This is a genomic window from Saccharopolyspora rhizosphaerae (assembly GCF_003931915.1).
Lineage (GTDB): Bacteria > Actinomycetota > Actinomycetes > Mycobacteriales > Pseudonocardiaceae > Saccharopolyspora > Saccharopolyspora rhizosphaerae.
Genome location: NZ_RSAA01000017.1, coordinates 149,100 through 171,801, shown reverse-complemented (window position 1 = coordinate 171,801; position 22,702 = coordinate 149,100). Strand labels below are relative to the sequence as shown.

The window sequence follows — 22,702 nt, the reverse complement described above, 5'->3', positions numbered from 1 at the left end:
CGGCACGACAAGCGAGGTGGAACACGGTGACGCTGCTGGGGTCCGTGCGCAGTCCCGCCGACGTCAAGCGCCTGACGCACGCCGAACTGGCGGAGCTGGCCGACGAGGTCAGGCAGTTCCTGATCCAGAAGGTCTCGCGGACCGGTGGACACCTGGGACCGAACCTGGGAGCGGTGGAGCTGACCCTCGCCCTGCACCGGGTCTTCGACTCGCCGAACGACGCGCTGCTGTTCGACACCGGGCACCAGGCGTACGTGCACAAGATCGTGACGGGGCGCCAGGACGGCTTCGACCAGTTGCGCAAGCGGGACGGCCTGTCCGGTTACCCGTCGCGCGCCGAGAGCGAGCACGACTACGTCGAGAACAGCCACGCCTCGACCGCGCTGTCCTACGCCGACGGGCTCGCCCGCTCCTTTCAGGTCACCGGTGACCAGCGGCACGCGGTGGCGGTCGTCGGCGACGGTGCGCTCACGGGCGGCATGTGCTGGGAGGCGTTGAACAACATCGCGGCGGACCCGGACCGCCCGGTGGTCATCGTCGTCAACGACAACGGCCGCTCCTACGCGCCGACCATCGGCGGGCTCGCCGAGCACTTGGCGGCGCTGCGGCTCAACCCGACCTACGAGAAGGCGCTGGAGTCCGGCAAGCGCACGCTGCGCAAGATGCCGGTCGTGGGCCGTTCGCTCTACACCGGCCTGCACGCCGCCAAGAGCGGCATAAAGGACGCGATCAGCCCGCAGGTGATGTTCTCCGACCTCGGCCTGAAGTACCTGGGCCCGGTGGACGGCCACGACATGCGGGCGATGGAGCACGCCCTGCAGATGGCCAAGTCGTTCGGCGGACCGGTGATCGTGCACGCCGTCACCCGCAAGGGCAACGGCTTCGCCCCGGCCGAGAACGACGAGGCCGAGCAGATGCACCAGGTCAAGGTCATCGACCCGGAGACCGGCCTGCCGAAGAAGCCCGCGCCCAAGAGCTGGACCGACGTCTACGCCGACGAGCTGGTCAACATCGGCGCCGAGCGCTCCGACGTCGTGGCGATCACCGCCGCGATGCTCGGGCCGACCGGGCTGAAGAAGTTCGCCGAGGCTTACCCGGAGCGCTGCTTCGACGTGGGCATCGCCGAGCAGCACGGCATGACCTCCGCCGCCGGCCTGGCCATGGGCGGCCTGCACCCGGTGTTCGCGGTCTACTCGACGTTCCTCAACCGGGCCTTCGACCAGCTGCTGATGGACGTCGCCCTGCACAAGCAGGCGGTCACGGTGACGCTGGACCGCTCGGGCATCACCGGTGACGACGGCGCCAGCCACAACGGCATGTGGGACCTGTCGATCCTCGGCCTGGTCCCCGGCATCCGGGTGGCCGCACCGCGCGACGCGGTGACCCTGCGCGAGGAGCTGCGGGAGGCCGTCGCCGTTGACGACGGGCCGACCGTGCTGCGCTTCTCCAAGGGCTCGGTCATCGAGGAGGTCCCCGCGGTGGAGCGGGTCGGCGGTGTGGACGTGCTGCGCTCCGACGAGCGCAAGGACGTGCTGCTGGTGGCCGTCGGCGCGTTCGGCAAGCTCGCCGCGGCGGCTGCCGAGCGGCTGAGCGCGCTGGGCGTCGGCGTGACCGTGGTCGACCCGCGCTGGGTCGTCCCGGTGCCCTCGGAGGTCGTGTCGATGGCGGCCGACCACCGGCTGGTGGTCTCGCTGGAGGACTGCGGACGGCACGGTGGGTTCGGCTCGTCGCTGGCCGCTGCCCTGCGCGACGCGGAGCTGGACGTGCCGCTGCGCGACCTGGCCGTGCCGAACAACTTCCTCGAGCACTCCTCCCGCGAGGAGGTCCTGGCGGACTTGGGCCTCACCGAGACCGACATCGCGGCCAAGATCAACGACTGGTTCTTGGCCCGCCGCGGCGCTCAGCTCCACGTCGCCACCGAAGCCGAAGTCGCCAACAGCTGATCCAGCGGGACGAGCTCAGCGGGGACCAAAGGTGGTCCCCGCTGAGCGCTGTCCAGGGCAGGGTCCCGGCGGAGCGGGGAACCCGAAGCCGCGAACCCGCTCTTCCAGGCCCCCGGCCCGACCTCGCGCACGTGCCGTCCAACTTCGCGCGAATGTCGAGGGCCGAAGGTCCCCGTCGAACTTCGCGCGAAGTTCGAACGAGGGGACACAGCGAGATCGCCACCACCGGGCCGTCCTCGGTGCACGGAACGGCGGCAGGGTTCCCCACGCTCGTGGCGAGCACCTCGTGAGGCGGTGTGGTGGCGGAGGCCCGGGGAGTCGGGCCCTGCGGCGGGGGAGCCGCGCAGGTTCTGCTCCCGCACCGTCACGCACAGGGGTTGCTGAGTCCGGTCCCGCTCCTGCTGGAATTCCGGCCGCACGGCCTTGACCTCGCCTGGTGAGAGCGCTCGCTGTGGCAGGGTGGAATCCGTGCGAATCCTGGTCGTGGAGGACGAGAAGCCGCTCGCCGAGGCGGTGGCGAGAGGACTGCGGCGGGACGGCATGGCCGTCGACGTCGCCTACGACGGCGAGAGCGGGCAGGAGAAGGCCGCGATCACGCGCTACGACGTCGTCGTGCTCGACCGTGACCTGCCGGGCATGTCCGGTGACGACCTGTGCCGCGACCTCGTCGGGTCCGGGGGTCTGACCAGGGTCCTCATGCTGACCGCCTCGGGCACCGTCGCCGACCGCGTCGCCGGCCTGTCCCTCGGCGCCGACGACTACCTCGCCAAGCCGTTCGCGTTCCCCGAGCTGATCGCGCGGGTGCGCGCCCTGGGCCGCCGGGCGACGCCCGCCCCGCCGCCGCTGCTGACCGCCCAGGACCTGGAGCTGGACCCGGCCCGCCGCACCGTCACCCGGTTCGGCGAGGAGGTCGAGCTGACCCGCAAGGAGCTGGGCGTGCTGGAGGTGCTGCTGTCGGCAGGCGGCGCGGTCGTCAGCTCCGAGGAACTGCTGGAGCGGGTTTGGGACGAGAACGCCGACCCGTTCACGACCACCGTGCGGGTCACCATGATGACCTTGCGCAAGAAGCTGGGGGAGCCGGGCGTCATCGAGACCGTCGTGGGGTCCGGTTACCGGGTGCCCTCGGCGGCCCGCGCCGAGCACGCCAGGGACTGACCGTGGGTGCGCTCACCCGGCGCGGCCCGGGGCTGCGGGTCCGGCTCACGCTGCTGGCCACCTCGTTGGTCGCCCTGGTCAGCGCGGTGCTGCTGTGGCTGGGCTGGGTGCTGGTCGGCAACGTCGTCGCCGCGGTTCCCCGGCTGCCCGCGGGCACGCCGGTGCGGGTCGGCGGGGTGGACGTGCCTGCCGAACTGCTCGGCGCGGCGCTGCGCGAGTCGGCGCAGCACCAGGTGCTGGTCATCGGCGGGTTCGCGTTCGTGGCCGTGGTGACCGCCGCGGCTCTGCTGGCCTGGCTGGTCACCGGCCGGGTGCTGCGCCCGCTGCAGGAGGTCACCGAGACCGCGCAGCGGTTGTCGGCGGAGTCGCTGGACGAGCGGATCGCGCTGAGCGGCCCCCGGGACGAGGTGGCCCGGCTCGCCGACACCTTCGACGCGATGCTGGACCGGCTGCAAGCCGCCTTCGACGCCCAACGCCGCTTCGTCGCCAACGCCAGCCACGAGCTGCGCACCCCGCTGTCCGTGGTGCGCACGGAGCTGGAGGTGACGCTGTCGGACCCCGACGCCGACGAGGCCGAGCTGCGCCGGATGGCCGGTGTCGTGCGCGAAGCCACCGCGCGCGCCGAACGCCTGGTGGAAGCGCTGCTGCTGCTGGCCCGCACCGAGGGCGTGGAGCTGGCGGTCCGGGAACCGGTGGACCTCACCGAGGTCGTCACCCGCGCGCTCCGGGCGGTCGAACCCGAAGCGCGCGAGCGGGGGCTGCGCGTGCGGCGCTGCACCGAGCCGGCCTTCGCCGTAGGGGACGCGGCCCTGCTGGAACGCGTCGCGGGGAACCTGCTGGAGAACGCGGTGCGGCACAACCTCGACGGGGGCTGGCTGGAGGTCAGCACTGGTGGCGACCCGCGGTGGACGACCCTGCGGGTGGCCTCCTCCGGCCCGACGATCCCCGCCGAGTCGGTGGACACCCTCTTCGAGCCGTTCCGGCGAGCAGGGGTCGAGCGCACCGCGCGGAACGGCACCGGGTTGGGACTGTCGATCGTCCAGGCCGCCACCACGGCCCACCGCGGCACGATCCACGCGACCGCCCTCCCCGCAGGCGGTCTCGCCATCACGGTGCGGCTCCCCGCCGCGCCGTGAGCCCACACGACCTGGGACTGCTTCGTACGACAGCTCGTCGCACGAAAGAAGTTCCAGTGCGCCAGCTGAGCGGTCCAGGCTCCTGCCCGGGGTGAAGAACGGCGAAGAGGTCGGCATCGACCGAGCGCGTTCGCGCTCAGCCCGACTCGCTGGTGTCCGGCCCCGCCCCGGCCAGGCCGGTTCCCCGACCGCGGGAGCGGCGGACGCCGGTGCTGATGCGCGAACTCAAGGACGCTCCTGGTGTTCTGCTCGAACGCGGCCTGGCCGTCGTGGAGCGGATCGGCGCACGCCACTGCCGCCGCGGACCACGCGGCGGCCAGGACCCGGAAGCGGTCGGCCGTGGCAACACGAAGCCGGGGGCCGGAGCAGTGCGCTCCGGCCCCCGGTCTCGACTTCGCGCGTCAGGCGGGCAGGGAAGCCACGCCCGGGGCGAGGAAGCGCTTGCCGTTGACCCGCTCGGACACGCCCGCGCGGTCCAGGTACGGCGTGATGCCGCCCAGCCAGAACGGCCAGCCGGCGCCGAGCAGCATGCACAGGTCGATGTCCTGCGCTTCGGCGACGACGCCCTCGTCCAGCATGAGCCGGATCTCCTCGGCCAGCGCGTTGAGCGCGCGGTCGCGGACCTGCTCGCTGGTGGAGGGGCTGCCGCCCTGCTTCCACAGCTCGGCGACCTCGGGGTCGACGACGACGTTGCCGGACTCGTCGAACGTCCACACCGCGGTCTTGCCGGCGTCGACGAAACGCTGCAGGTTCTCGCTGATGCCGAAGCGGTCCGGGAAGGCCGCGTGCATGGTGCCGTTGACGTGCTGGGCGACGGCCGGGCCGACCAGCTGCAGCAGCACCATCGGGCTCATCGGCAGGCCCAGCTTCTCCAGGGCGTTGTCGGCCACCTCGAAAGGCGTGCCCTCGTCGACGGCGGCGATGATCTCGCCCATGAAGCGGGTCAGCAGCCGGTTGACCACGAACGCCGGAGCGTCCTTGACCAGCACGGACGACTTCTTCAGCTTCTTGCCGACTGCGAAGGCGGTGGCCAGCGCGCCGTCGTCGGTCTTCTCGCCGCGCACGATCTCCAGCAGCGGCAGGACCGCGACCGGGTTGAAGAAGTGGAAACCGACGACCCGCTCCGGGTTGTTCAGCTTCGAGGCCATCTCGGTGATCGACAGTGACGAGGTGTTGGTCGCCAGGATCGCCTCGGGGGAGACGTGCTGCTCCAGCTCGGCGAAGACCTCCTGCTTGACCGACATCTCCTCGAAGACGGCCTCGATGACGAAGTCGGCGTCGGCGAACGCCTTCTTGTCCAGCTCACCGCTCACCAGGGCCTTGAGCCGGTTGGTGGCGTCCGGCGACAGGCGGCCCTTGCCGGCGAGCTTGTCGATCTCGCCGTGGATGTAGGCCACGCCCTTGTCGATGCGCTCCTGGTCGATGTCGGTGATGACCACCGGCACCTCCAGGCGGCGCACGAACAGCAGCGCCAGCTGACCGGCCATCAGACCGGCACCGACCACACCCACCTTGTTGACCGGGCGGGCCAGGTTCTTGTCCGGTGCCCCGGCGGGCTTCTTGGCGCGCTTCTGGGCCAGGTCGAACGAGTACAGCCCGGCGCGCAGCTCGTCGGACATCAGCGCGTTGGTGAGCGCCTCGGTCTCGGCGGCGTAACCGGCGTCGAGGTCGTTGTCACGGGCCAGGTCGATCAGCTCGACCGTCTTGGTCACCGCGGGCGACGCGCCGTGCGTCTTGGACTCGACGATCTGCTTCGCACGCGCGACCGCGTCGTCCCAACCCTTGCCGCGGTCGATCTCCTGGCGCTCGACTGTCTTGTCACCGTTGACCACGCGCACCAGCCAGCGCAGCGACTCCTCGAGGAAGTCCGGAGCCTCCAGCAGCTCGTCGAAGATGCCCAGCTGCAGGCCCTTCTTCGGGTTGAGCATCTTGTTCTGGCTCAGCGCGTTCTCGATGATCACCGTCACGGCCGCGTCCGGGCCGATCAGGTTCGGCAGCAGCTGGGTGCCGCCCCAGCCCGGGAACAGGCCCAGGTAGCACTCCGGGAAGGCGATCGCGCCGGCGTTGGCGGCCACGGTCCGGTAGTGGCAGGACAGCGCCAGCTCGAGGCCACCGCCGAGGGCGGCACCGTTGACGAAGGCGAACGTGGGGATCGTCGACTCGGTGAGCCGGCGGAACACGTCGTGGCCGGTCTGGGCGATGGCGCGGGCGGTCTCGCGCTCGGAGACCTGGCCGACGCCGGAGAGGTCCGCGCCGACGGCGAACACGAACGGCTTGCCGGTGACCGCGATCGCCGCCGGCTCGGCCGCGAAGGCCTCGTCCAGCGCGGCGTTGAGGCTGGTCAGGCCGCCGGGGCCGAACGTCGACGGCTTGGTGTGGTCGTGGCCGTTGTCGATGGTGATCAGCGCGACCTTGCCGGTCAGGCCGGGAACGTTGACGAGGCGGGTGAACGCCTTGGTCACGACCTCGTCGGGGAACAGCGCCGCGAAGTCAGTCACTGCCCGCCTCCTGCGTTGTAGTTCGGGTTCTCCCAGATGACCGTTCCGCCCATGCCGATGCCGATGCACATGGTGGTGATGCCGTAGCGGACCTCGGGGTGCTGTTCGAAGTGGCGGGAGAGCTGCGTCATCAGCCGCACGCCGGAGGAGGCCAGCGGGTGACCGCAGGCGATCGCGCCGCCCCACGGGTTGACCCGCGGGTCGTCGTCGGCGATGCCGAAGTGCTCCAGGAAGGCCAGCACCTGCACGGCGAAGGCCTCGTTGATCTCGAACAGGCCGATGTCGTCGATGCTCAGACCGGCGCGCTGCAGCGCCTTCTCGGTGGACGGCACCGGACCCACGCCCATGACCTCGGGCTCGACGCCGGCGAAGGCGTAACCCACCATCCGCATGCCGACCGGCAGGCCCAGCTCGGCCGCGGTCTCGGCGTCGGCCAGCAGGGCACCGGTGGCGCCGTCGTTGAGACCGGCGGCGTTCCCCGGGGTGACCCGGCCGTGCGGGCGGAACGGGGTCTTGAGACCGGCCAGGTCCTCGACCGTGGTGCCCGGGCGCGGCGGCTCGTCGGTGGTGGCCAGGCCCCAGCCCTCGTCGGAGCGGGTGGAGACCGGGACCAGGTCCGGAGCGATCTTGCCCGTGCGGTGCGCCTCGTCGTAGCGCTGCTGGCTCAGTGCCGCGTACGCGTCGGTGCGCTCCTTGGTCAGCGACGGGTAACGGTCGTGCAGGTTCTCCGCGGTGGAGCCCATGACCAGCGCGGACGGGTCGACGAGCTTGTCGGACACGAAGCGCGGGTTGGGGTCGACGCCCTCGCCCATCGGGTGGTTGCCCATGTGCTCGACACCGCCGGCGATGACGACGTCGTAGGCGCCGAAGGCGATGCCGCTGGACACGGTGGTCACGGCGGTCATGGCACCGGCGCACATGCGGTCGATGGCGAAACCGGGCACGGACTTGGGCAGCCCGGCCAGCAGCGCCGCGGTGCGGCCGATGGTCAGGCCCTGGTCACCGATCTGGGTCGTCGCGGCGATCGCGACCTCGTCGATGCGCTCCGCCGGGAGTTCCGGGTGGCGGCGCAGCAGTTCCCGGATGACCTTGACGACCATGTCGTCCGCGCGCGTCTGGGCGTACTGGCCCTTCGAGCCGGCCTTGCCGAACGGCGTGCGTACGCCGTCGACGAAGACCACGTCCCGAACCGCTGGGCGGCTGCGGCTGTCGGCGGGTGCCGACGCAGGTGCGGCCACGGCGTGCTCCTCACTGGCTTGGTGGATGGTGCTCGGCCGGGACTCCGCGCGAGGCGTGCCTTACCGGCCGGTAACCGCACTCTAGCGCTTATTACCCACCGGTAACCACGTGGTCGCCACTGTCGGCTGTCTCACATGCTGACCAGCCCGAACCCGGCGCGGCCGATCCTTCCCGAACCGGCTCGGCCGCGCGCGACGAGCGGACCGGCCCGTCCGGCAGGGTCGGCTGGGAAGTGGTGCCGGAAGCGTCCTGCGCTCAGGACTCCTCGTCCGGAGTCGTCGCCAGCGCCTTGGCGAAGGCCTCCGCGGTGAGGTCGATCTGCCACTCGCGGGCGCCCTTGGAACGCAGCAGCTCGGCGACCGCCGGGACGCCGAGGTCTTCCGGAGGGGTCCAGCAGCTTCGCCGGACCAGGTCCGGCAGAAGCAGGTTCTCCACCGGCAGCGAGTGCTCCTCGGCGATCTGGTTCAGCGCCGCGCGCGCAGCGCTGAGCCGTGCCGCGGCCGCGGGGTCCCGGTCGGCCCACCGGTTGGTCGGCGGCGGCCCGTCGTGGGGCGTCGAGGCGGCCGGGAGCTCGTCGTTGCCCAGCCGGCGCGCGGCCCGCAGCGCCTGCAACCACATCGAGGCGCGACGCCGCTGCTGGCGCCCGCCGAAGACCGGCATGGCCACCAGGTCGCCCTCGGACTTGGGGTTGGTCTGCGCGGCCAGCACGATGGAGGAGTCCGGCAGCACGCGGCCCGGCGCGATGTCGCGCTCCCGGGCGAAGTCGTCCCGGGCCTGCCACAGCGCCCGCACCGCGGCCAGTTGCCGCGGGCTGCGCACCTTGTGGATCCCGGAGGTCCGGCGCCACGGTTCGGCGCGCGGGGGAGCGGGTTCGGCGGTGCGAACCGCCTCGAACTCCTCGAAGGCCCACTCCAGCTTGCCCTGCTGCTGGAGCTCGGCGTGCATCTCGTCGCGCAGCGCGACCAGCAGCTCGACGTCCAGCGCTGCGTAGACCAGCCAGTCCTCGGGCAACGGGCGCCTCGACCAGTCGGCGGCGCTGTGGCCCTTCTCCAGCCGGTAGCCGAGCAGGCGCTCCACCAGAGCGCCCAGCGACACCCGGTCGAACCCGGCCAGCCTGCCGGCCAGCTCGGTGTCGAACAGCCTCGCGGGACGCAGGTCGAGCTCGGCCAGGCACGGGAGGTCCTGGGAGGCGGCGTGCAGCACCCATTCGGTCTCGGTCAGTGCCGGGACCAACGGGTCCAGCGCGCCGCGGAGAGCGATCGGGTCCACCAGCACGGTGCCCGACCCCTCGCGACGCAGCTGCACCAGGTAGGCGCGCTGCGAGTAGCGGTAACCCGAGGCGCGCTCGGTGTCCACCGCGACCGGCCCGGTGCCCGCGGCCAGCGCTTCCGCGGCCGCTTCCAGCGCGGCCGGGGTGTCCACCACGGGCGGCACACCGTCAACGGGTTCGGTCAACAACACCGGCTCCGGGCGGCCGGGTCCGACGGTCTCGGGGCTTGCAGCTTCCACGGCCAACAGACCTTACGTGCTTCGGCCCGTGTCGTGTGGCTGGTCTGCCCGAGGTCGTCGAATCCGGCCGCTCCGGTAGCAGGTGCGCTCAGCGATCCGTCACCGGATCACACCGGCACGCATGGCCAGTGCGACCATCTGCGCACGGTCGCCTGTGCCCAGCTTGCGCCCGATCCGCGACAGGTGGGACTTCACCGTGAGCGCGGACAGGTTCAGGGCCTCGCCGATCTCCTTGTTGGAGCGGCCGTCGGCCACCAACTGGAGTACTTCGACCTCACGCCCGGACAGCTCGCGAGGTGTGTTGTCCGTTCCCGGCACGCGGGTTCCGGCGGCGAGCACCGGAGCCACGCTGGGGTCGGCGTACACACCGCCGTCGAGCACGCGGCGCACACCGTCGGTGACCACCATGGGAGAGGCCGACTTCAGCAGGTACGCCTGGGCGCCTGCTTGGAAGGCGGCTCGGACCGCATAGGGGTCATCGGACGAAGCGAGCACCACGATCCGCGGCCAGCCCTGGCTGCGGAGTTCGGTGACCAGCTCGATGCCGGTCCCGTCCGGTAGCCCGAGATCGAGGATCGCGAGGTCGCACGGACCGGTTGCCAGAGCGCGAGCCCTGGCTTCGGCCATGGATGCGGCCTCGTGCACCGTGCCGGCTCCCATCTGCAGCAACCGAGCGGCGATCGCCTCTCGGAGCAGCGGATGGTCGTCCACCACGAGCACCGTGAACAGCTCTTCCCGCGGGTGCGGGACCATGTTGGCCGGCAAAGCGCCGGCAGGCGTGGTTCGAGCGGCCTGACCTAAGCCGACGGCAGCCACGTCACTACCTCCCTGGAGTCGGTCGTGCCCCCCGACCGGCACCGGGACTCTCGACCAATCAGCCGCGCCACTGATCGACCGAAAGTGGTGTCGTCGGGGTGAGCGTAACCGCCCAGGCGGGTCAGCGGGACGATCAATCGGGTATCTATCCCGATCGAGTTGTGACGACACCATACTTTTGTCGCACTTTCGGGTGACTCAGAGCTACTGCCGTAACGGCGGAGCGTGGCCAAGCGACATATTTCGAATGCGCATGGTGAAAACTTTGCACGAACAACCACCTCGAGGACGTTGAACGATCTTCGCGAATGAAAATCGGACATCGGCGTGTCGCACTTGGGCGTGTCGCCTTCGGGGGGTCGTGCGAGGGGGTGAGCCCCGAACGCTACGCGCTGCGGCGACCGGCCGCAGCCGATGATCGGGGGACCCCGATCAGTCCTGCCGCGCTGCCCCGTTCGGGCGCCTGCCGAGCAGTGCAACCCCTTCCGGCGGAAGACCGGCGGCGCTGGCCATGAGTTCGTGGAGCGCGTCGGCGTGCGGGCGCACGTCGATGTCGTCGCCGCCGAACACCGAGGGTGTTGGCGTCCAGGACCCGCGCAGCTCCAGGTCGTGGCTGCGGGACGGTCCTGCGATGTCGCCGAACCTCGCCGAGGAGGTGAGGGTGACCGTGCCGCCCAGGGCCGTGTGCAGCGCTCCCGCGTTCTCCAGCGCATCGGTCAGCCACGACCAGCCGACGGCGGGCAGCAGCGGGTCGTCCGCGACCTCGGGGTCGAGCTCGGCCCGCAGGTAGACGACCAGCCGCAGCACGCCGTCCCAGGCCTCTTGCCCCTCCGGGTCGTGCAGCAGCACGAAACGCGCGGTGGCGAGCTCGCCGGCCGGTCCGTTCGCCTCCGCGGCCAGCGCGTGAGCCCACGGGGCCAGGCGCTTGGGGGCCCCGACCTCGCTGAGCTCGATCTCGGCACGCGGCTGAGGCGACGTCAACGCGGCAACCGCCTGCCGGAAAACTTCGGGCGCCGCCGACATCTCCGTCACGCCGACGACTCTAGGCGCCGCCCGCCGGGCGTGGGTGGAGGCACGCCGTCGAGGGGCGGCCGCTTCACGTGGGAGCGCGAGCGCCGTGCGAAGATTGTCGGCGCAAGCCCGGCCGTCCGTCGCGGCAGATCCGTTCCGAGTCCGCCCGCCAGACCGCTCCGGGATCCGACGATTCGACGTACGGACACCGACCTCGATGACGAACTCCGCACCGGTCTCCACCCGCCGGGACCTCGCCGACGCCCCTCTGCTCGTGGCCGCTCGCGGCGGAAAGCCCCGGCACACGCCGGTCTGGTTCATGCGGCAGGCCGGGCGGTCGCTGCCTGAGTACCGCCAGGTCCGCGAAGGCATCCCGATGTTGCAGGCGTGCCTGACCCCGGACCTGGTCAGCGAGATCACCCTGCAGCCGGTGCGCAGGCACGGCGTGGACGCCGCGATCCTGTTCAGCGACATCGTGCTGCCGCTCTACGCGGCCGGGGTCGGGCTCGACATCGTGCCCGGGACCGGCCCGGTGGTGACCAAGCCGATCAGCGGCCGCGACGACGTCGCCGCGCTGCCCGCGCTGGAGGCCGAGCAGGTCAAGCCGGTCGCCGACGCGGTGGGGCTGCTGGTCCAGGAGCTCGGCCAGACGCCGCTGATCGGCTTCGCCGGTGCTCCGTTCACGCTGGCCTCCTACCTCGTCGAGGGCGGGCCGAGCCGCAACCACGAGCGCACCAAGGCCTTGATGCACTCCGACCCGCAGACCTGGCACTCGCTGCTGGAGAAGCTCGCCGACACCACGCTGGAGTTCCTGCGGGTGCAGGTGGGCGCCGGGGTCGACGCGATCCAGCTGTTCGACTCCTGGGCGGGAGCGCTGTCGCTGCGCGACTACCGGGAGTTCGTGCTGCCGCACAGCCGCCGGATCTTCGAGGGCGTCTCCGAGATCTCCGACGTCCCGAAGATCCACTTCGGCGTCGGGACCGGTGAGCTGCTCGGCGCGATGCGCAACGCCGGGCCGGACGTGGTCGGCGTCGACTGGCGCGTTCCCCTGGACACCGCCGTCGCCCGCATCGCCGCCGCCGAGCCCACCGCGAGGAAACCGGTCGTGCAGGGCAACCTCGACCCCGCGGTGCTGTTCGCCGGGTGGGACGCCGTCGAGCGCGAGGTGCACCGCATCCTCGCCGAGGGCCGCGACGCCGGCGGGCACATCTTCAACCTCGGTCACGGCGTGCTGCCGACCACCGACCCGGAGGTGCTGACCCGGGTCGTCGAGCTGGTGCACACCGCGACCGCCCAGCGCTGATGGCGGCTCGGGTCGCGGTCGTCGGCGGCGGTGTCTCCGGGCTGACCGCCGCGCACCGGCTCCGCCGCGAGCTGGGTGCCGACGCCGAGATCGTGCTGGTGGAGCAGACGTCCCGGCTGGGCGGCAAGCTGCGCACCGTCGAACTCGCGGGTCGGCCGTTCGACCTGGGTGCCGAGGCGTTCCTGGCGCGACGGCCGGAAGTGCTGGGCCTGGCCGAGGAACTGGGTGTGCGGGGCGAGGTCGTGCACCCGGCCGGTGCCACCGCCACCATCCGGGCCGGAGGACGCACCCAGCGCCTGCCGGCCGGCACCGTGATGGGCGTTCCCGCGGAAGCGGACTCGGTCGCCGCGGTGCTCTCCGAGGCCGGGACCGCCGCCGTGCGCGCCGAAGCCGAGCTGCCGCCGGTCGAACTGGCGGGCGCCGACGTGTCCGTCGGTGGCCTGCTGCGTGAGCGCGTCGGCGACGAGGTCGTCGACCGCCTGGTGGAACCGCTGCTCGGCGGCGTCTACGCGGGCGATGCCAACCGGCTCGGCCTGCGCGCGACGATCCCGGCGCTGGCCAAGGCGCTCGACGACGGTGCAGGCTGGATCACCGCAGCGGCCCGCGCGGCGCTTCCGGAGCCGAAAACCGGCCCGCCGCAACCTGTTTTCGGCGCCTTCCGAGGCGGGTACCGGCAACTGCTCGACCGGCTGCTCATCGCTGCCAACGCCGAGGTCCGGTTGGGCCTGCCGGTCCGCGCGTTGGCACGCACTTCCGAGGGCTGGCGGCTGGAGATCGGCTCGGCACCGGCCCCTGACCACCTCGACGTCGACGCCGTCGTGCTCGCGGTTCCGGCGCCGGCCGCCCGGAAGTTGTTGCAGGGGCTGGTTCCTCCGGCCGCCGCGAAGCTGGCCGAGGTGGAGCTGGCGTCGATGGTCGTGGTCGGACTCGCGCTGCGGCCCGGCACCGACCTGCCCGAGCACGGCGGAGCTCCCGCCTCCGGCACGCTGATCGCGCGCGGCGAGCGGCACTCCGACGGAACTCCTTTCACGGCCAAGGCTTTCACCTACTCCAGCGCCAAGTGGGCGCACCAGCGGGGATGCGGGGGAGAAGTGCTGGTGCGCGGGTCGGTCGGTCGCTTCGGCGAGACCGAGGACCTGCGCTTGGACGACGAGGAACTGCTGCGCCGGGTGCGCGCGGACTTCGCAGAGTTGACCGGCATCACCGCCGAACCCGTCGACTCCACCGTGGTGCGCTGGGGAGGCGGCCTGCCGCAGTACGGCGTCGGGCACCTGGACCTGGTCGCCGACGTCGAACGCGCCGTGGCCGGCGTGCCGGGGTTGGCGATCGCCGGTGCGGCGCTGCAAGGCGTCGGCGTTCCCGCTTGCGTGGCCACCGGCGAAGCGGCCGCGACCAGCATCACGCGGGACCTGCTGCCTACCGGCCCGCGAGAGGTGGGACCATGAGGGCATGGCGCGGCTGAACTACGACGAGTTGAACGACACCATCCGCTACACCATGTGGTCGGTCTTCCGGGTCGAGCAGGGAACCCTGCCCGAGGACCGGACCAAGGCCGCGCAGGTGACCCAGGAGTACCTGGACTCGCTGGCCGAGTCCGGTGTCGTGGTCCGCGGTGTCTACGACGTCTCCGGTCTGCGCGCCGACGCGGACTTCATGATCTGGTGGCACGCGGAGGACGTCGAAGCCGTCCAGGCCGCCTACACCGGCTTCCGCCGCGAGACCCCGCTCGGCCAGGCCTCCGCGCCGGTCTGGAGCAACGTGGCGCTGCACCGCCCGGCGGAGTTCAACAAGAGCCACATCCCGGCGTTCATGGCTGGCGAGGACCCGAAGAAGTACCTCTGCGTGTACCCCTTCGTGCGGTCCTACGAGTGGTACCTGCTGCCTGACGACGAGCGCCGCAAGATGCTCGCCGACCACGGCAAGGAAGCCCGCGACTACCCGGACGTGCGCGCCAACACCGTCGCGTCCTTCGCGCTGGGCGACTACGAGTGGATGCTGGCCTTCGAGGCCGACGAGCTGCACCGCATCGTCGACCTGATGCGCCACCTGCGCGGCACGGAGGCCCGCCTCCACGTGCGCGAGGAGGTCCCGTTCTACACCGGCCACCGCGTCGACGTCGGCGACTTGGTCGCCCGGCTCCCCTGAGCCGTGGGAGCACGACGGCCCGGCACTCGTGGCGAGTGCCGGGCCGTTCTGCCTTGGATCAGCTCTCGACGAGGCGCACTGCGATGGAGTTGATGCAGTAGCGCTGGTCGGTGGGGGTGGGGAAGCCCTCGCCCTCGAACACGTGGCCGAGGTGGCTGTGGCAGGAGGCGCACAGGACCTCGGTGCGGACCATGCCCATGCCGCGGTCCTCGCGCAGGATCACGGCGTCGGAGTCGCTCGGGTCGTAGAACGACGGCCACCCGCAGTGCGACTCGAACTTGGTCTCGCTGCGGAACAGCTCGGCTCCGCAGGCCCGGCACTCGTAGACGCCGGTGGTCTTGGTGTCGACGTACTCGCCCGACCACGCCGGTTCGGTGGCCGCCTGGCGCAGCACCGCGTACTCGTTCGGGGTGAGCTGCTCCTGCCACTCCTGCTCGCTCTTGGTGACCTTGGGAGTGCCTGCAACCGGATCCATGCTTCCACGCTAATCCGGATGAAGATCAATCGCTAAACCGGCCGCCCCGTCACACGGCCCCCGCTCGCCCTCCCGTCCCACGGGCTGCCCCGCGCCTCCTGGCACGGGGGCTGCGCCTGGTCCCCGGTCACGCGGGCTGTGCCTGCCCGCCCCGTCCCGCGGGCTGTGCCTTGCTACGCGCCACACGGGCCGCGCCCGGCCTCCTGGCACGGGCTGCGCCTAGTCCCCGGTGCCTGCCCTCCTGCGACACGGGCTGTGCCCGCCCTACTGCCACACCGTCTGCGCCTTGCCTCCCGACACCCGGGCCACGCTTGCCTCCCGACACCCGGGCCGCGGCTTGCCTCCCGAGATCCGGGCCGCGGCTGCCTCCCGACACCCGGGCCGCGGCTTGCCTCCCGAGATCCGGGCCGCGGCTGCCTCCCGGCACCCGGAGCGCCCGCCCCCGCGACACACGGGCTGCGCCTGCCCTCTCGACATGCGCGCACCACCCCACCAACACGCGCAACCGTCTGGGAAAGCCGGGTGCATCTTCCCTGGTCACGGGGTTGGTTGTCGAACTTCGCGCGAAGTTCGACCCTGCCGCGTCGGGGGCGAAGTTCGCGCGAAGTTCGAGGTGCGAAGGCGCCTCCCGTCCCACCGGTGGGGGCTGGTGCTCGAGTTCGGGGGACTTCCGAGGTGGCGTAGGCGCTCGCTGCAGGTGTGCCGGTGTGGGACTCGAGTCGCACCGCCGCAGGTTCTGGGCGGATTCTTGGTGAGTGCGCCGTGACCTCGTGCGAAGTGCTCCAGGAGTGCTCAAGAGCCCTCAGGTGGTGCTACCGGCACCGCAACGCGAAGCGGCCACGCCTCTAGCCGAAGAAGGTGCTGAGCATGTAGAGCACTGCGTTCCAGACCGTGAACAGCACGCCGAAGAGGATCAGCACCACGACCGACACCGCCACCAGCCTGCGGTGGCCGCCGGTGCGGTTGGCGCTCTGGGCGAACTCGTCCACCCCGCGCAGCATGCCTTCGACGGTCGCCTCGGAGTGCGGGCGGTCCATCCGCGCGCGGTGCTCGGCGAACGCCCTGACCTCGGGGTCCTCGTGGTCCAGGTCCTCAAGGTCGCCGAAGCGAGCCGGCTCGTCCGGTTCACGGCGCTGCATCGGCCCACCGTATCCCGTCGCGGTGGTGAGCGGAATCAGCGCGTTCACCGGATGGAGTCGCGCGAAAAAACCTGGTTGCGGCTCCTCGTGGAATAGGCTCGGAAGATCACCCAGGACCTCAGGAGGGCGGCGATGAGCGAGTCAGCCGGAGTCGAGGGCGGTCGGTTCCTGCCGGAGCTGCAGATCTCCCCGCCGGAGCGGCACCGCCGCTGGACCGTGCTGCTGCGGCTCCTGCTGCTCGTCCCGCACTTCATCGTGCTGTGGGCGCTGGGCATCGCGGCAGCCGTGGTGGCGATCATCGGGTGGTTCGCCGCGCTCGTGCAGGGCCGGCTGCCCGAGTGGATCTCCGCGTTCCTGGTGCTCTACGTCGCGTACCACACCCGGGTGGGAGCGTCCGCGTGGTTGCTGGTCGACCGCTACCCGCCGTTCGTGGTCGGCGATCCGCAGTTCCCCGTCGACGTCGACATCCGTCCGGGTGCGCTCAACCGCTGGGCCGTGCTGTTCCGGCTCGTCCTGGTGATCCCCGCGGCGATCGTGACCACCGTGGTCTCCTACGGCTTCGCCGTCCTGGCATTCTTCCTGTGGTTGATCATCCTGGTCCTGGGGCGCAACCCGCGCCCGATCTTCGACGCCTCGGCGGCCTCGCTGCGCTATTCGATGCGCACCAACGCCTACTTCTACATGCTGACCGGCGCCTATCCGAAGGGCCTCTTCGGCGACACCCGCGAGGGTGGTGAACCGGCGAAGGTGGCGGCCGGCACCAGTCCGCTGGTGATGTCCCAAGGCGGCCGGGTCGTGCTGATCGTGTTCATCGTGCTCGGCGCGCTGGCGGTCATCGGCAACACCGCTGCGTCGTCGATGCAGCAGCCCTACCCCTACCAGCACCAGTTCGACTACGCCGGTTGATCGACCTGCGACCGGCGCCGATCACCGATCGCAGCGGAACCGGGCCCCTGCGGGTGATGACGGTTCGCTCTAGCAGCGGTGTTCCACCCGCTGGAGCGACGAGGAACATCAAGAGGTACCGGTACCCACACCGATCGGAGGTCGGAGATGGTGGTCCGCACCGAAGCACCGCACCAGGGCGGTTGCAGCTGCTGCTCGAGCTGCAGCGGTCCCTCTTGTGGCTGCTGCTCCAGCTGCGGCTGAAGCGGCGGTGGCTTGCCCGGGGTGTTGCGGGATCACTCCGGGCAGGCCATGCCTTCCGTCGGTGGCACCCCTCGGACCAGGAACCGGCTGACGGCGTCGGTGATGCACGTCGAGCGCGCGATCGCTCCGTGCCCGGCGCCCTGCCAGCGCATCGGCACCCCCGTCGGCAGCTCGTCGGCCAGGTGATCGGTGCCCAGGGCCAGCGCCTTCGGGTCGTGAGCCGTGGTGATCACCGGGATCGGCGGTAGGTCCGCACGGCGCGGTGTCGGCAGCGGTTGTTGCGGCACCGGCCAGGAACCGCACCACACCACGCGCTGCACGGCGACCCCGCCGAACAGCGGGAAGCGGTGCACCCAGTCCTGCGCGAGTTCGCTGCTGCGCTGCGGCGGAACGCGCAACGTCGTGTCGTTGCAGCTGGTGATGAGGTCGCCGTCGAGCCACGGCGGGTTCACGCCCTGCGGTGCGACCTGCGGCGCGGTGAGCGCGGCGAGGCGGGCACCGTCACCCCGGGAGCCCGCGGCGAGCGCCTCCGCCAGCGCCGGCCAGCTGTTGCGGTCGGACAGGCCCTGCAGCACCGCTTGCGTCACCCGACCGGCGGGCACCGTCGTGCCCTGGGCCGGAAGCGGAGCCGTGCGAGTGCGTTCCACCAGGTCGCTCACGGCCTGGCGGGGGTTCGGGCCGAGCGGGCAGGCCCGCCGGAGGCAATCGGCGGCGAAGACGTCGAAGACCTGCTCGGCAGCCTGCGCCTGCTGTTCGGACTGCCCCATCGAATCGCGCGTCGGGTCCGGCGCGCCGTCGATCACGAACCGGCCCACCGCGCCGGGGTAGCGCTCGGCGTAGGTCGTCAGCAGTCGCCCGGCCTCGCCGCGACCGATCGCGTGCAGCCTCGGCACTCCCAGTTCCAGGCGGAGTTCTTCCAGGTCCGAGGCGGTGCGCCAGGTGTCGTAGGCCTGCAGCCGCTCGTCCAGCTTGAGCAGGCACTCCTGGCTGCCCGCCAGCACCGCCTCCAGCAGCTCGTCGAGCTCCTCCCGCTGGGTGGCGCGCGGGTCGAAGCCCACGATCTGCTCGCGCTGCTGCGGTGGCACGCAGTCGGCCGGTTCCGACTCGCCGGTGCCGCGACGGTCCATGCCGACGATGTCGAAGGTGCCGCGGATCTCCGGCGGCAGCTGGGTCGCCAGCCGTGCGGCGAAGGTCGTGCCGGGCTCACCGCCGATGTCACCGACCACGACCAGCGGCACCCGGCCGGACCCGGTGCGGATCAGCGAGTTGCGGGCGGTGCCCTGCTCCGGGGCCTCCGGCGCGTCGAGCGTGGACAGCAGGCGCGAGCAGGAGAACGTCATCCCGGGCGGCAGCGCCCCCAGCTCGGCGCGCGTCTGCTCGGTGCAGTCCTGCCAGTTCAGCGAGTCCGTCGGTGCGGAGCCCAGCGGCGGCACCGGCTGCGGCTTCGGAGCTTGCGGTGCAGGCGCGACCTGCTGCTCGCTGTCGTGGTAGGCGACCGCGGGACGCTGCGACGGACCGACCGAACATCCGGCGACCACCAGCAGCAACGGCAGCAGCGCAGCTCCGGCCCGGTGGATGGTGCGACGCACGAGAACTCCTAGTCGACCGGCGAACGTGCTCCTCAGCTTCCCATGATCGAGGTGAGGACTCCGTGAGGGGACGCCACGGTCACCCTCGGTCGTGTCGGCCCGATCCGGGACCGCTTCGCGCGACGGCTGCTGGACCACCGGCTCGTTCGCTGGGATAGCGTGCCGGTGGTTGTCGTTCGGGTGCGAGGGAGCGTCGTGCAGGTCGCCTGGGGGCCGGGGGAAGAACGTCGGTTCAGCGCGAGTCGGTTGTCGTCCGCTGCGCTGGGGGCGGTGCCGCCGCCGATGTTGGTGCTGGTCGGCGTGATCAGCGTGCAGGTGGGCGCGGCGTTCGCCAAGCAGTTGTTCAGCACAGCCGGGGCGTCCGGGGTGGTGACCTTGCGGCTGGTCTTCGCCGCCGTGGTCCTGCTGGTCCTGTTCCGCCCGGCGCTGCGGTGGGATTGGTCCACGCTCCGGGTGATCGCCGGTTACGGCCTGGTGCTGGCGGGCATGAACATGTGCATCTACCAGTCCTTCGAGCGGATTCCGCTGGGAGCGGCGGTGACCATCGAGTTCCTCGGACCGCTCACGGTGGCGCTGTTCGGCTCGCACCGCAAGCTCGACGTCGTGTGGGCCGTGCTCGCCGGGACCGGGGTGTTCCTGCTGTCCCGCGTCGAAGGCGGCCTCGACTGGATCGGGGTCGCGTACGCGCTGGCCGCGGGCGCGTGCTGGGCCGGGTACATCATCCTGGGCGCCAAGGTCGGCAGCCGTACCACCGGGACCTCGGGACTGGCGCTGGCGATGGCCTTCGGTGCGCTGGTGGCGATCCCGATCGGCGCGGTCGACTCCGGTCCGGCGCTGCTGAGCCCGACGGTGCTGGCCATCGGCCTGGTGGTGGCGCTGATGTCCTCGGTGGTGCCCTACACCCTCGAGCTCGAGGCGCTGCGCAGGATGCCGGCGCGCGTCTTCGGCATCCTGATGAGCACCGAGCCCGCCGTCGCCGCCCTCGCGGGCCTGGTCGTCCTCGGTGAGCTCCTCACCGGCTGGCAGTGGCTGGCCATCTGCTGCGTCGTCATCGCCTCCGTCGGTTCGGTCGCCACCACCCGCACGACCCCGGAAACCAGCGACCCACCTGCCAACTAGGAGCCCTCCGGGACTGCTCAGCCGGTGCCAGCAGCAGGAAGCCCGGGAGGTCGCCGCTCTCAGCGGTACCCGTGGACTCCGTGCCCTGCTGCCAGCAGCTGCGTGCGCGTGTCTGGGGACGTGCCGCGCACGGCGTCCCGTCATGCAGGGCATGAACCCGCTGGAAATCGGCGGCAGTCCTGGCTGGGTCCCCCCTCGAATGCGCGCGACATTCGACGGGAACTTCCGCCGTCTTGAAGGGGGATTTCAGGGTCGAACTTCGCGCGAAGTTCGAACGGGCCTGCTCGGCGTCGGGGGCCAGGACAGCGGCTTCGCCGGGTTCCGATGGCGAGGAGCTTCTCGGGTTCGCGTGCTAGGCGCCGGGGATGGGGTGGGGCTGGACCGCTCTGAGGAGGGTGAGCAGCGTGCGGTTGAGCGGGACCGGGATGCCGTGGCGGTCCGCCGCGCGGACCAGGACACCGGTGATGTGCTCGTGCTCCAGCGGGAGTCCGGCGATCCGGTCGTAGAGCATCGACGTGCCGTTGGTCGGCGGCATCAGCGCCGTGTAGTCGGCGAGGACCTTGTCCGCGTCCTCCTGGGTGAGCGCCGAGCCCTCGGCCTGCGCGACGGCGATCGTCTCGGCGAGCACGCCCGCGCACAACTCCTGGACGTCGGGCTGGGCGAGCACGTCCAGGCGGCGCAGGGTCAGCGCCGTGATCGGGTTCGGTGCCACGTTGGTGAGCATCTTGCGCCAAGCCGCGGTGTGGAAGTCGTCGGTCGCGCGCAGCCTGACCCCGGATCCCTCCAGCAGCGACACGAAGCGGGAACCGAGCTCCCCGCCCTCGACCTGCATGGTGGTGGGGGAGCGGCGCACGACCTGGCCCGGGCTGGTGCGTTCGGCACCGACGTAGATCAGCGCCGGGAGCACCGGGCCCTCGGACCACAGCTCGGCCACCGACCCCCGGTGCTCCACGCCGTTCTGGACGACCACGAGCGGCGTGCCGTCGTCGAGCTTGTGCAGCCACGGTGCCGTGCTCGGCACGTCGTGGACCTTCGTGGTCAGCACGACCCAGTCGAACCCGCCGACGGCGCCGGGCTCGGTCACCACCGACACCGGGACCTCCGACGTCCCCTCGGGCGTGTCCAGCACCAGCCGCTCGAACGGGGTGCGCACGCACATCGTCACCTCGTGGCCGGCGGCGTGCGCCGCCTCGGCGATCACACCGCCGATGCCACCCGAACCGATCACCGCAATCCGTTGTGCCACCACGGACGCGGAGATTACCCGTTCGAACGATCCTTCCGGTGCACAGCGCCGACGAGCACGGAATCGAGGTCGTAGCGCACCGGTTCCTCCAGCTGGGCGTAGTCGCAGGACTCCGGGTCCCGGTCGGGACGCCAGCGCACGAACTGGGTGGTGTGCCGGAAGCGGGCCGGGTGCCCGCCTTCGGTGTGGTCGTAGGAGACCTCCACGACCCGCTCCGGCCGCAGCGGCACGATCGGCTGCTCGTTGGTGTTCCAGCGGTTCACCGAGCCCGGCAGTCGCCGTTCGGTCTCCTGCTCGCCGATCCACGGGTGGTCGCCGTCGGTGATGAGCTCGGCGAGCTCGTCGGCCAGCTCGCGCCGCTTGGCTGCGGGGAACGCGCCGACGACTCCGACGTGGTGCAGCACCCCGTGCTCGTCGTGCAGGCCCAACTGCAACGACCCGACGGCGGTGCCGGGTTCGGTGTTGGCGTGCCAGCGCAGCCCCGCGACCACGCAGTCGGCGGTGCGCGAGTGCTTCACCTTGAACATGGTCCGCTTGTTCGGGACGTACTTGCCGTCGAGCGGCTTGGCGATGATCCCGTCCAGCCCGGCGCCCTCGAACAACCGGAACCACTCCTCGGCCAGCTCCGGGTCCTCGGTGGCCGGCGTGGTGCGCAGCCCCGACGTGTCCAGGCCCAGCCCGGTCAGCAGCTCGCGGCGCTCCGACAGCGGCGCGTCGGTGAGGTCGCGGTCGTCGAGCGCGAGCAGGTCGAAAGCGATGAACGTGGCCGGGGTCCGCTCGGCCAGCGTGTTGACCCGGCTGGCGGCGGGGTGGATGCGTTCGCTGAGCTGGTTCCAGTCGAGCCGGTCGCCGTCCTCGTCGTGGCGGATCACCACGAGCTCCCCGTCGAGCACCGCCGGCCGGTCGAGCTGCTGGGCGAAGGTCGTCCGCACTTCAGGGAAGTAGCGCTCCAGGCCGCGTCCGGTCCGGGACTGCAGCACGGCGGGCTCGCCGGGATCGACGAACGCCAGGCAGCGGAAGCCGTCCCACTTGGGCTCGAACAGCAAGCCGTCCCGGTGCGGAACACCGTCGATCGGGCTGGCCAGCATCGGTTTCACCGGCGGTTGCAGCGGCAGCACGACGGCCTCCTCAGTCCTGGTGCGGGCATTGTCCTGCGGGGTGGTGCGGGTGGCAGGACGTCATCCTCGCGGGTGGTGGCGGACATCCCGCGCGACATGCCCGCCACCACCC

The 22,702-nt window shown here is 71.5% G+C and carries 18 protein-coding genes; 8 read left to right on the top strand and 10 right to left on the bottom strand.

The genetic code is table 11. The features are described 5' to 3' along the window. The first annotated feature begins 26 nt into the window (after positions 1-26). From dxs to EIL87_RS18915, 3 genes are all read left to right on the top strand, one after another. On the top strand, positions 27-1,943 hold the full coding sequence (dxs, locus tag EIL87_RS18925; protein WP_125091890.1) for a 1-deoxy-D-xylulose-5-phosphate synthase: 1,917 nt from the start codon (positions 27-29) through the stop codon (positions 1,941-1,943). Between the two features lie 468 nt (positions 1,944-2,411). Beyond that, positions 2,412-3,098: a response regulator transcription factor gene (locus EIL87_RS18920; protein WP_125091889.1), complete on the top strand. Its 687-nt coding sequence runs from the start codon at positions 2,412-2,414 to the stop codon at positions 3,096-3,098. 2 nt (positions 3,099-3,100) lie between these two features. Beyond that, positions 3,101-4,234: a sensor histidine kinase gene (locus EIL87_RS18915; protein ID WP_125091888.1), complete on the top strand. Its 1,134-nt coding sequence runs from the start codon at positions 3,101-3,103 to the stop codon at positions 4,232-4,234. A gap of 401 nt (positions 4,235-4,635) precedes the next feature. Here the strand turns inward: EIL87_RS18915 and EIL87_RS18910 are convergent, their stop codons facing one another. From EIL87_RS18910 to EIL87_RS18890, 5 genes are all read right to left on the bottom strand, one after another. Continuing rightward, the gene (locus EIL87_RS18910) at positions 4,636-6,732 is read right to left on the bottom strand and encodes a 3-hydroxyacyl-CoA dehydrogenase NAD-binding domain-containing protein (RefSeq protein ID WP_125091887.1); all 2,097 of its coding nucleotides are present in this window, start codon (positions 6,730-6,732) and stop codon (positions 4,636-4,638) included. After that, positions 6,729-7,970: a thiolase family protein gene (locus EIL87_RS18905; protein ID WP_199740502.1), complete on the bottom strand. Its 1,242-nt coding sequence runs from the start codon at positions 7,968-7,970 to the stop codon at positions 6,729-6,731. The genes EIL87_RS18910 and EIL87_RS18905 overlap by 4 nt, the downstream gene beginning before the upstream one ends. A 256-nt stretch (positions 7,971-8,226) precedes the next feature. Beyond that, complete coding sequence (locus tag EIL87_RS18900) at positions 8,227-9,486, bottom strand: ribonuclease D (RefSeq protein ID WP_125091886.1); 1,260 nt, start codon at positions 9,484-9,486, stop codon at positions 8,227-8,229. Between the two features lie 93 nt (positions 9,487-9,579). Then, on the bottom strand, positions 9,580-10,296 hold the full coding sequence (locus EIL87_RS18895) for a response regulator (protein WP_093264979.1): 717 nt from the start codon (positions 10,294-10,296) through the stop codon (positions 9,580-9,582). Positions 10,297-10,728: 432 nt separating this feature from the next. Beyond that, a complete protein-coding gene (locus EIL87_RS18890; RefSeq protein WP_199740514.1) occupies positions 10,729-11,319 on the bottom strand; it encodes a DUF3000 domain-containing protein in 591 nt (196 codons plus the stop codon). Between the two features lie 205 nt (positions 11,320-11,524). On the opposite strand from EIL87_RS18890, the gene hemE reads away from it, so the two are divergent. The 3 genes from hemE to hemQ are packed head-to-tail and all read left to right on the top strand — an operon-like array spanning position 11,525 to position 14,755. Continuing rightward, positions 11,525-12,610, top strand: a complete 1,086-nt coding sequence (hemE, locus tag EIL87_RS18885) for a uroporphyrinogen decarboxylase (RefSeq protein ID WP_125091884.1) — start codon at positions 11,525-11,527, stop codon at positions 12,608-12,610. After that, on the top strand, positions 12,610-14,055 hold the full coding sequence (gene hemG / locus EIL87_RS18880) for a protoporphyrinogen oxidase (protein WP_125091883.1): 1,446 nt from the start codon (positions 12,610-12,612) through the stop codon (positions 14,053-14,055). Before hemE ends, hemG begins: the two co-directional genes overlap by 1 nt. A 4-nt stretch (positions 14,056-14,059) precedes the next feature. Further along, positions 14,060-14,755 (top strand): hydrogen peroxide-dependent heme synthase, encoded by a 696-nt coding sequence (gene hemQ, locus EIL87_RS18875; RefSeq protein WP_125091882.1) that lies wholly within the window; start codon positions 14,060-14,062, stop codon positions 14,753-14,755. Between the two features lie 58 nt (positions 14,756-14,813). On the opposite strand, the gene msrB is transcribed toward hemQ, so the two are convergent. Together msrB and EIL87_RS18865 are read right to left on the bottom strand one after the other, a co-directional pair. Further along, positions 14,814-15,230, bottom strand: a complete 417-nt coding sequence (msrB, locus tag EIL87_RS18870) for a peptide-methionine (R)-S-oxide reductase MsrB (RefSeq protein ID WP_125091881.1) — start codon at positions 15,228-15,230, stop codon at positions 14,814-14,816. A gap of 845 nt (positions 15,231-16,075) precedes the next feature. Then, positions 16,076-16,369 carry a hypothetical protein gene (locus EIL87_RS18865; protein ID WP_125091880.1) on the bottom strand — a complete coding sequence of 98 codons (294 nt, stop codon included), beginning with the start codon at positions 16,367-16,369 and terminating at the stop codon, positions 16,076-16,078. Positions 16,370-16,501: 132 nt separating this feature from the next. On the opposite strand from EIL87_RS18865, the gene EIL87_RS18860 reads away from it, so the two are divergent. Next, positions 16,502-17,275: a DUF4389 domain-containing protein gene (locus EIL87_RS18860; protein ID WP_125091879.1), complete on the top strand. Its 774-nt coding sequence runs from the start codon at positions 16,502-16,504 to the stop codon at positions 17,273-17,275. A 275-nt stretch (positions 17,276-17,550) separates the two neighbouring features. Here the strand turns inward: EIL87_RS18860 and EIL87_RS18855 are convergent, their stop codons facing one another. After that, entirely contained in the window at positions 17,551-19,107 is a 1,557-nt protein-coding gene (locus EIL87_RS18855) for an alpha/beta fold hydrolase (RefSeq protein ID WP_125091878.1), read from the bottom strand. Between the two features lie 246 nt (positions 19,108-19,353). Here EIL87_RS18855 and EIL87_RS18850 point away from each other — a divergent pair, with 246 nt between their 5' ends. After that, complete coding sequence (locus EIL87_RS18850) at positions 19,354-20,226, top strand: EamA family transporter (RefSeq protein ID WP_407690556.1); 873 nt, start codon at positions 19,354-19,356, stop codon at positions 20,224-20,226. Between the two features lie 352 nt (positions 20,227-20,578). On the opposite strand, the gene EIL87_RS18845 is transcribed toward EIL87_RS18850, so the two are convergent. Then, positions 20,579-21,472 (bottom strand): 2-dehydropantoate 2-reductase, encoded by an 894-nt coding sequence (locus EIL87_RS18845; protein WP_233576367.1) that lies wholly within the window; start codon positions 21,470-21,472, stop codon positions 20,579-20,581. A 14-nt stretch (positions 21,473-21,486) separates the two neighbouring features. Next, entirely contained in the window at positions 21,487-22,590 is a 1,104-nt protein-coding gene (locus EIL87_RS18840) for an ATP-dependent DNA ligase (RefSeq protein WP_125091876.1), read from the bottom strand. Between the last annotated feature and the right edge of the window lie 112 nt (positions 22,591-22,702).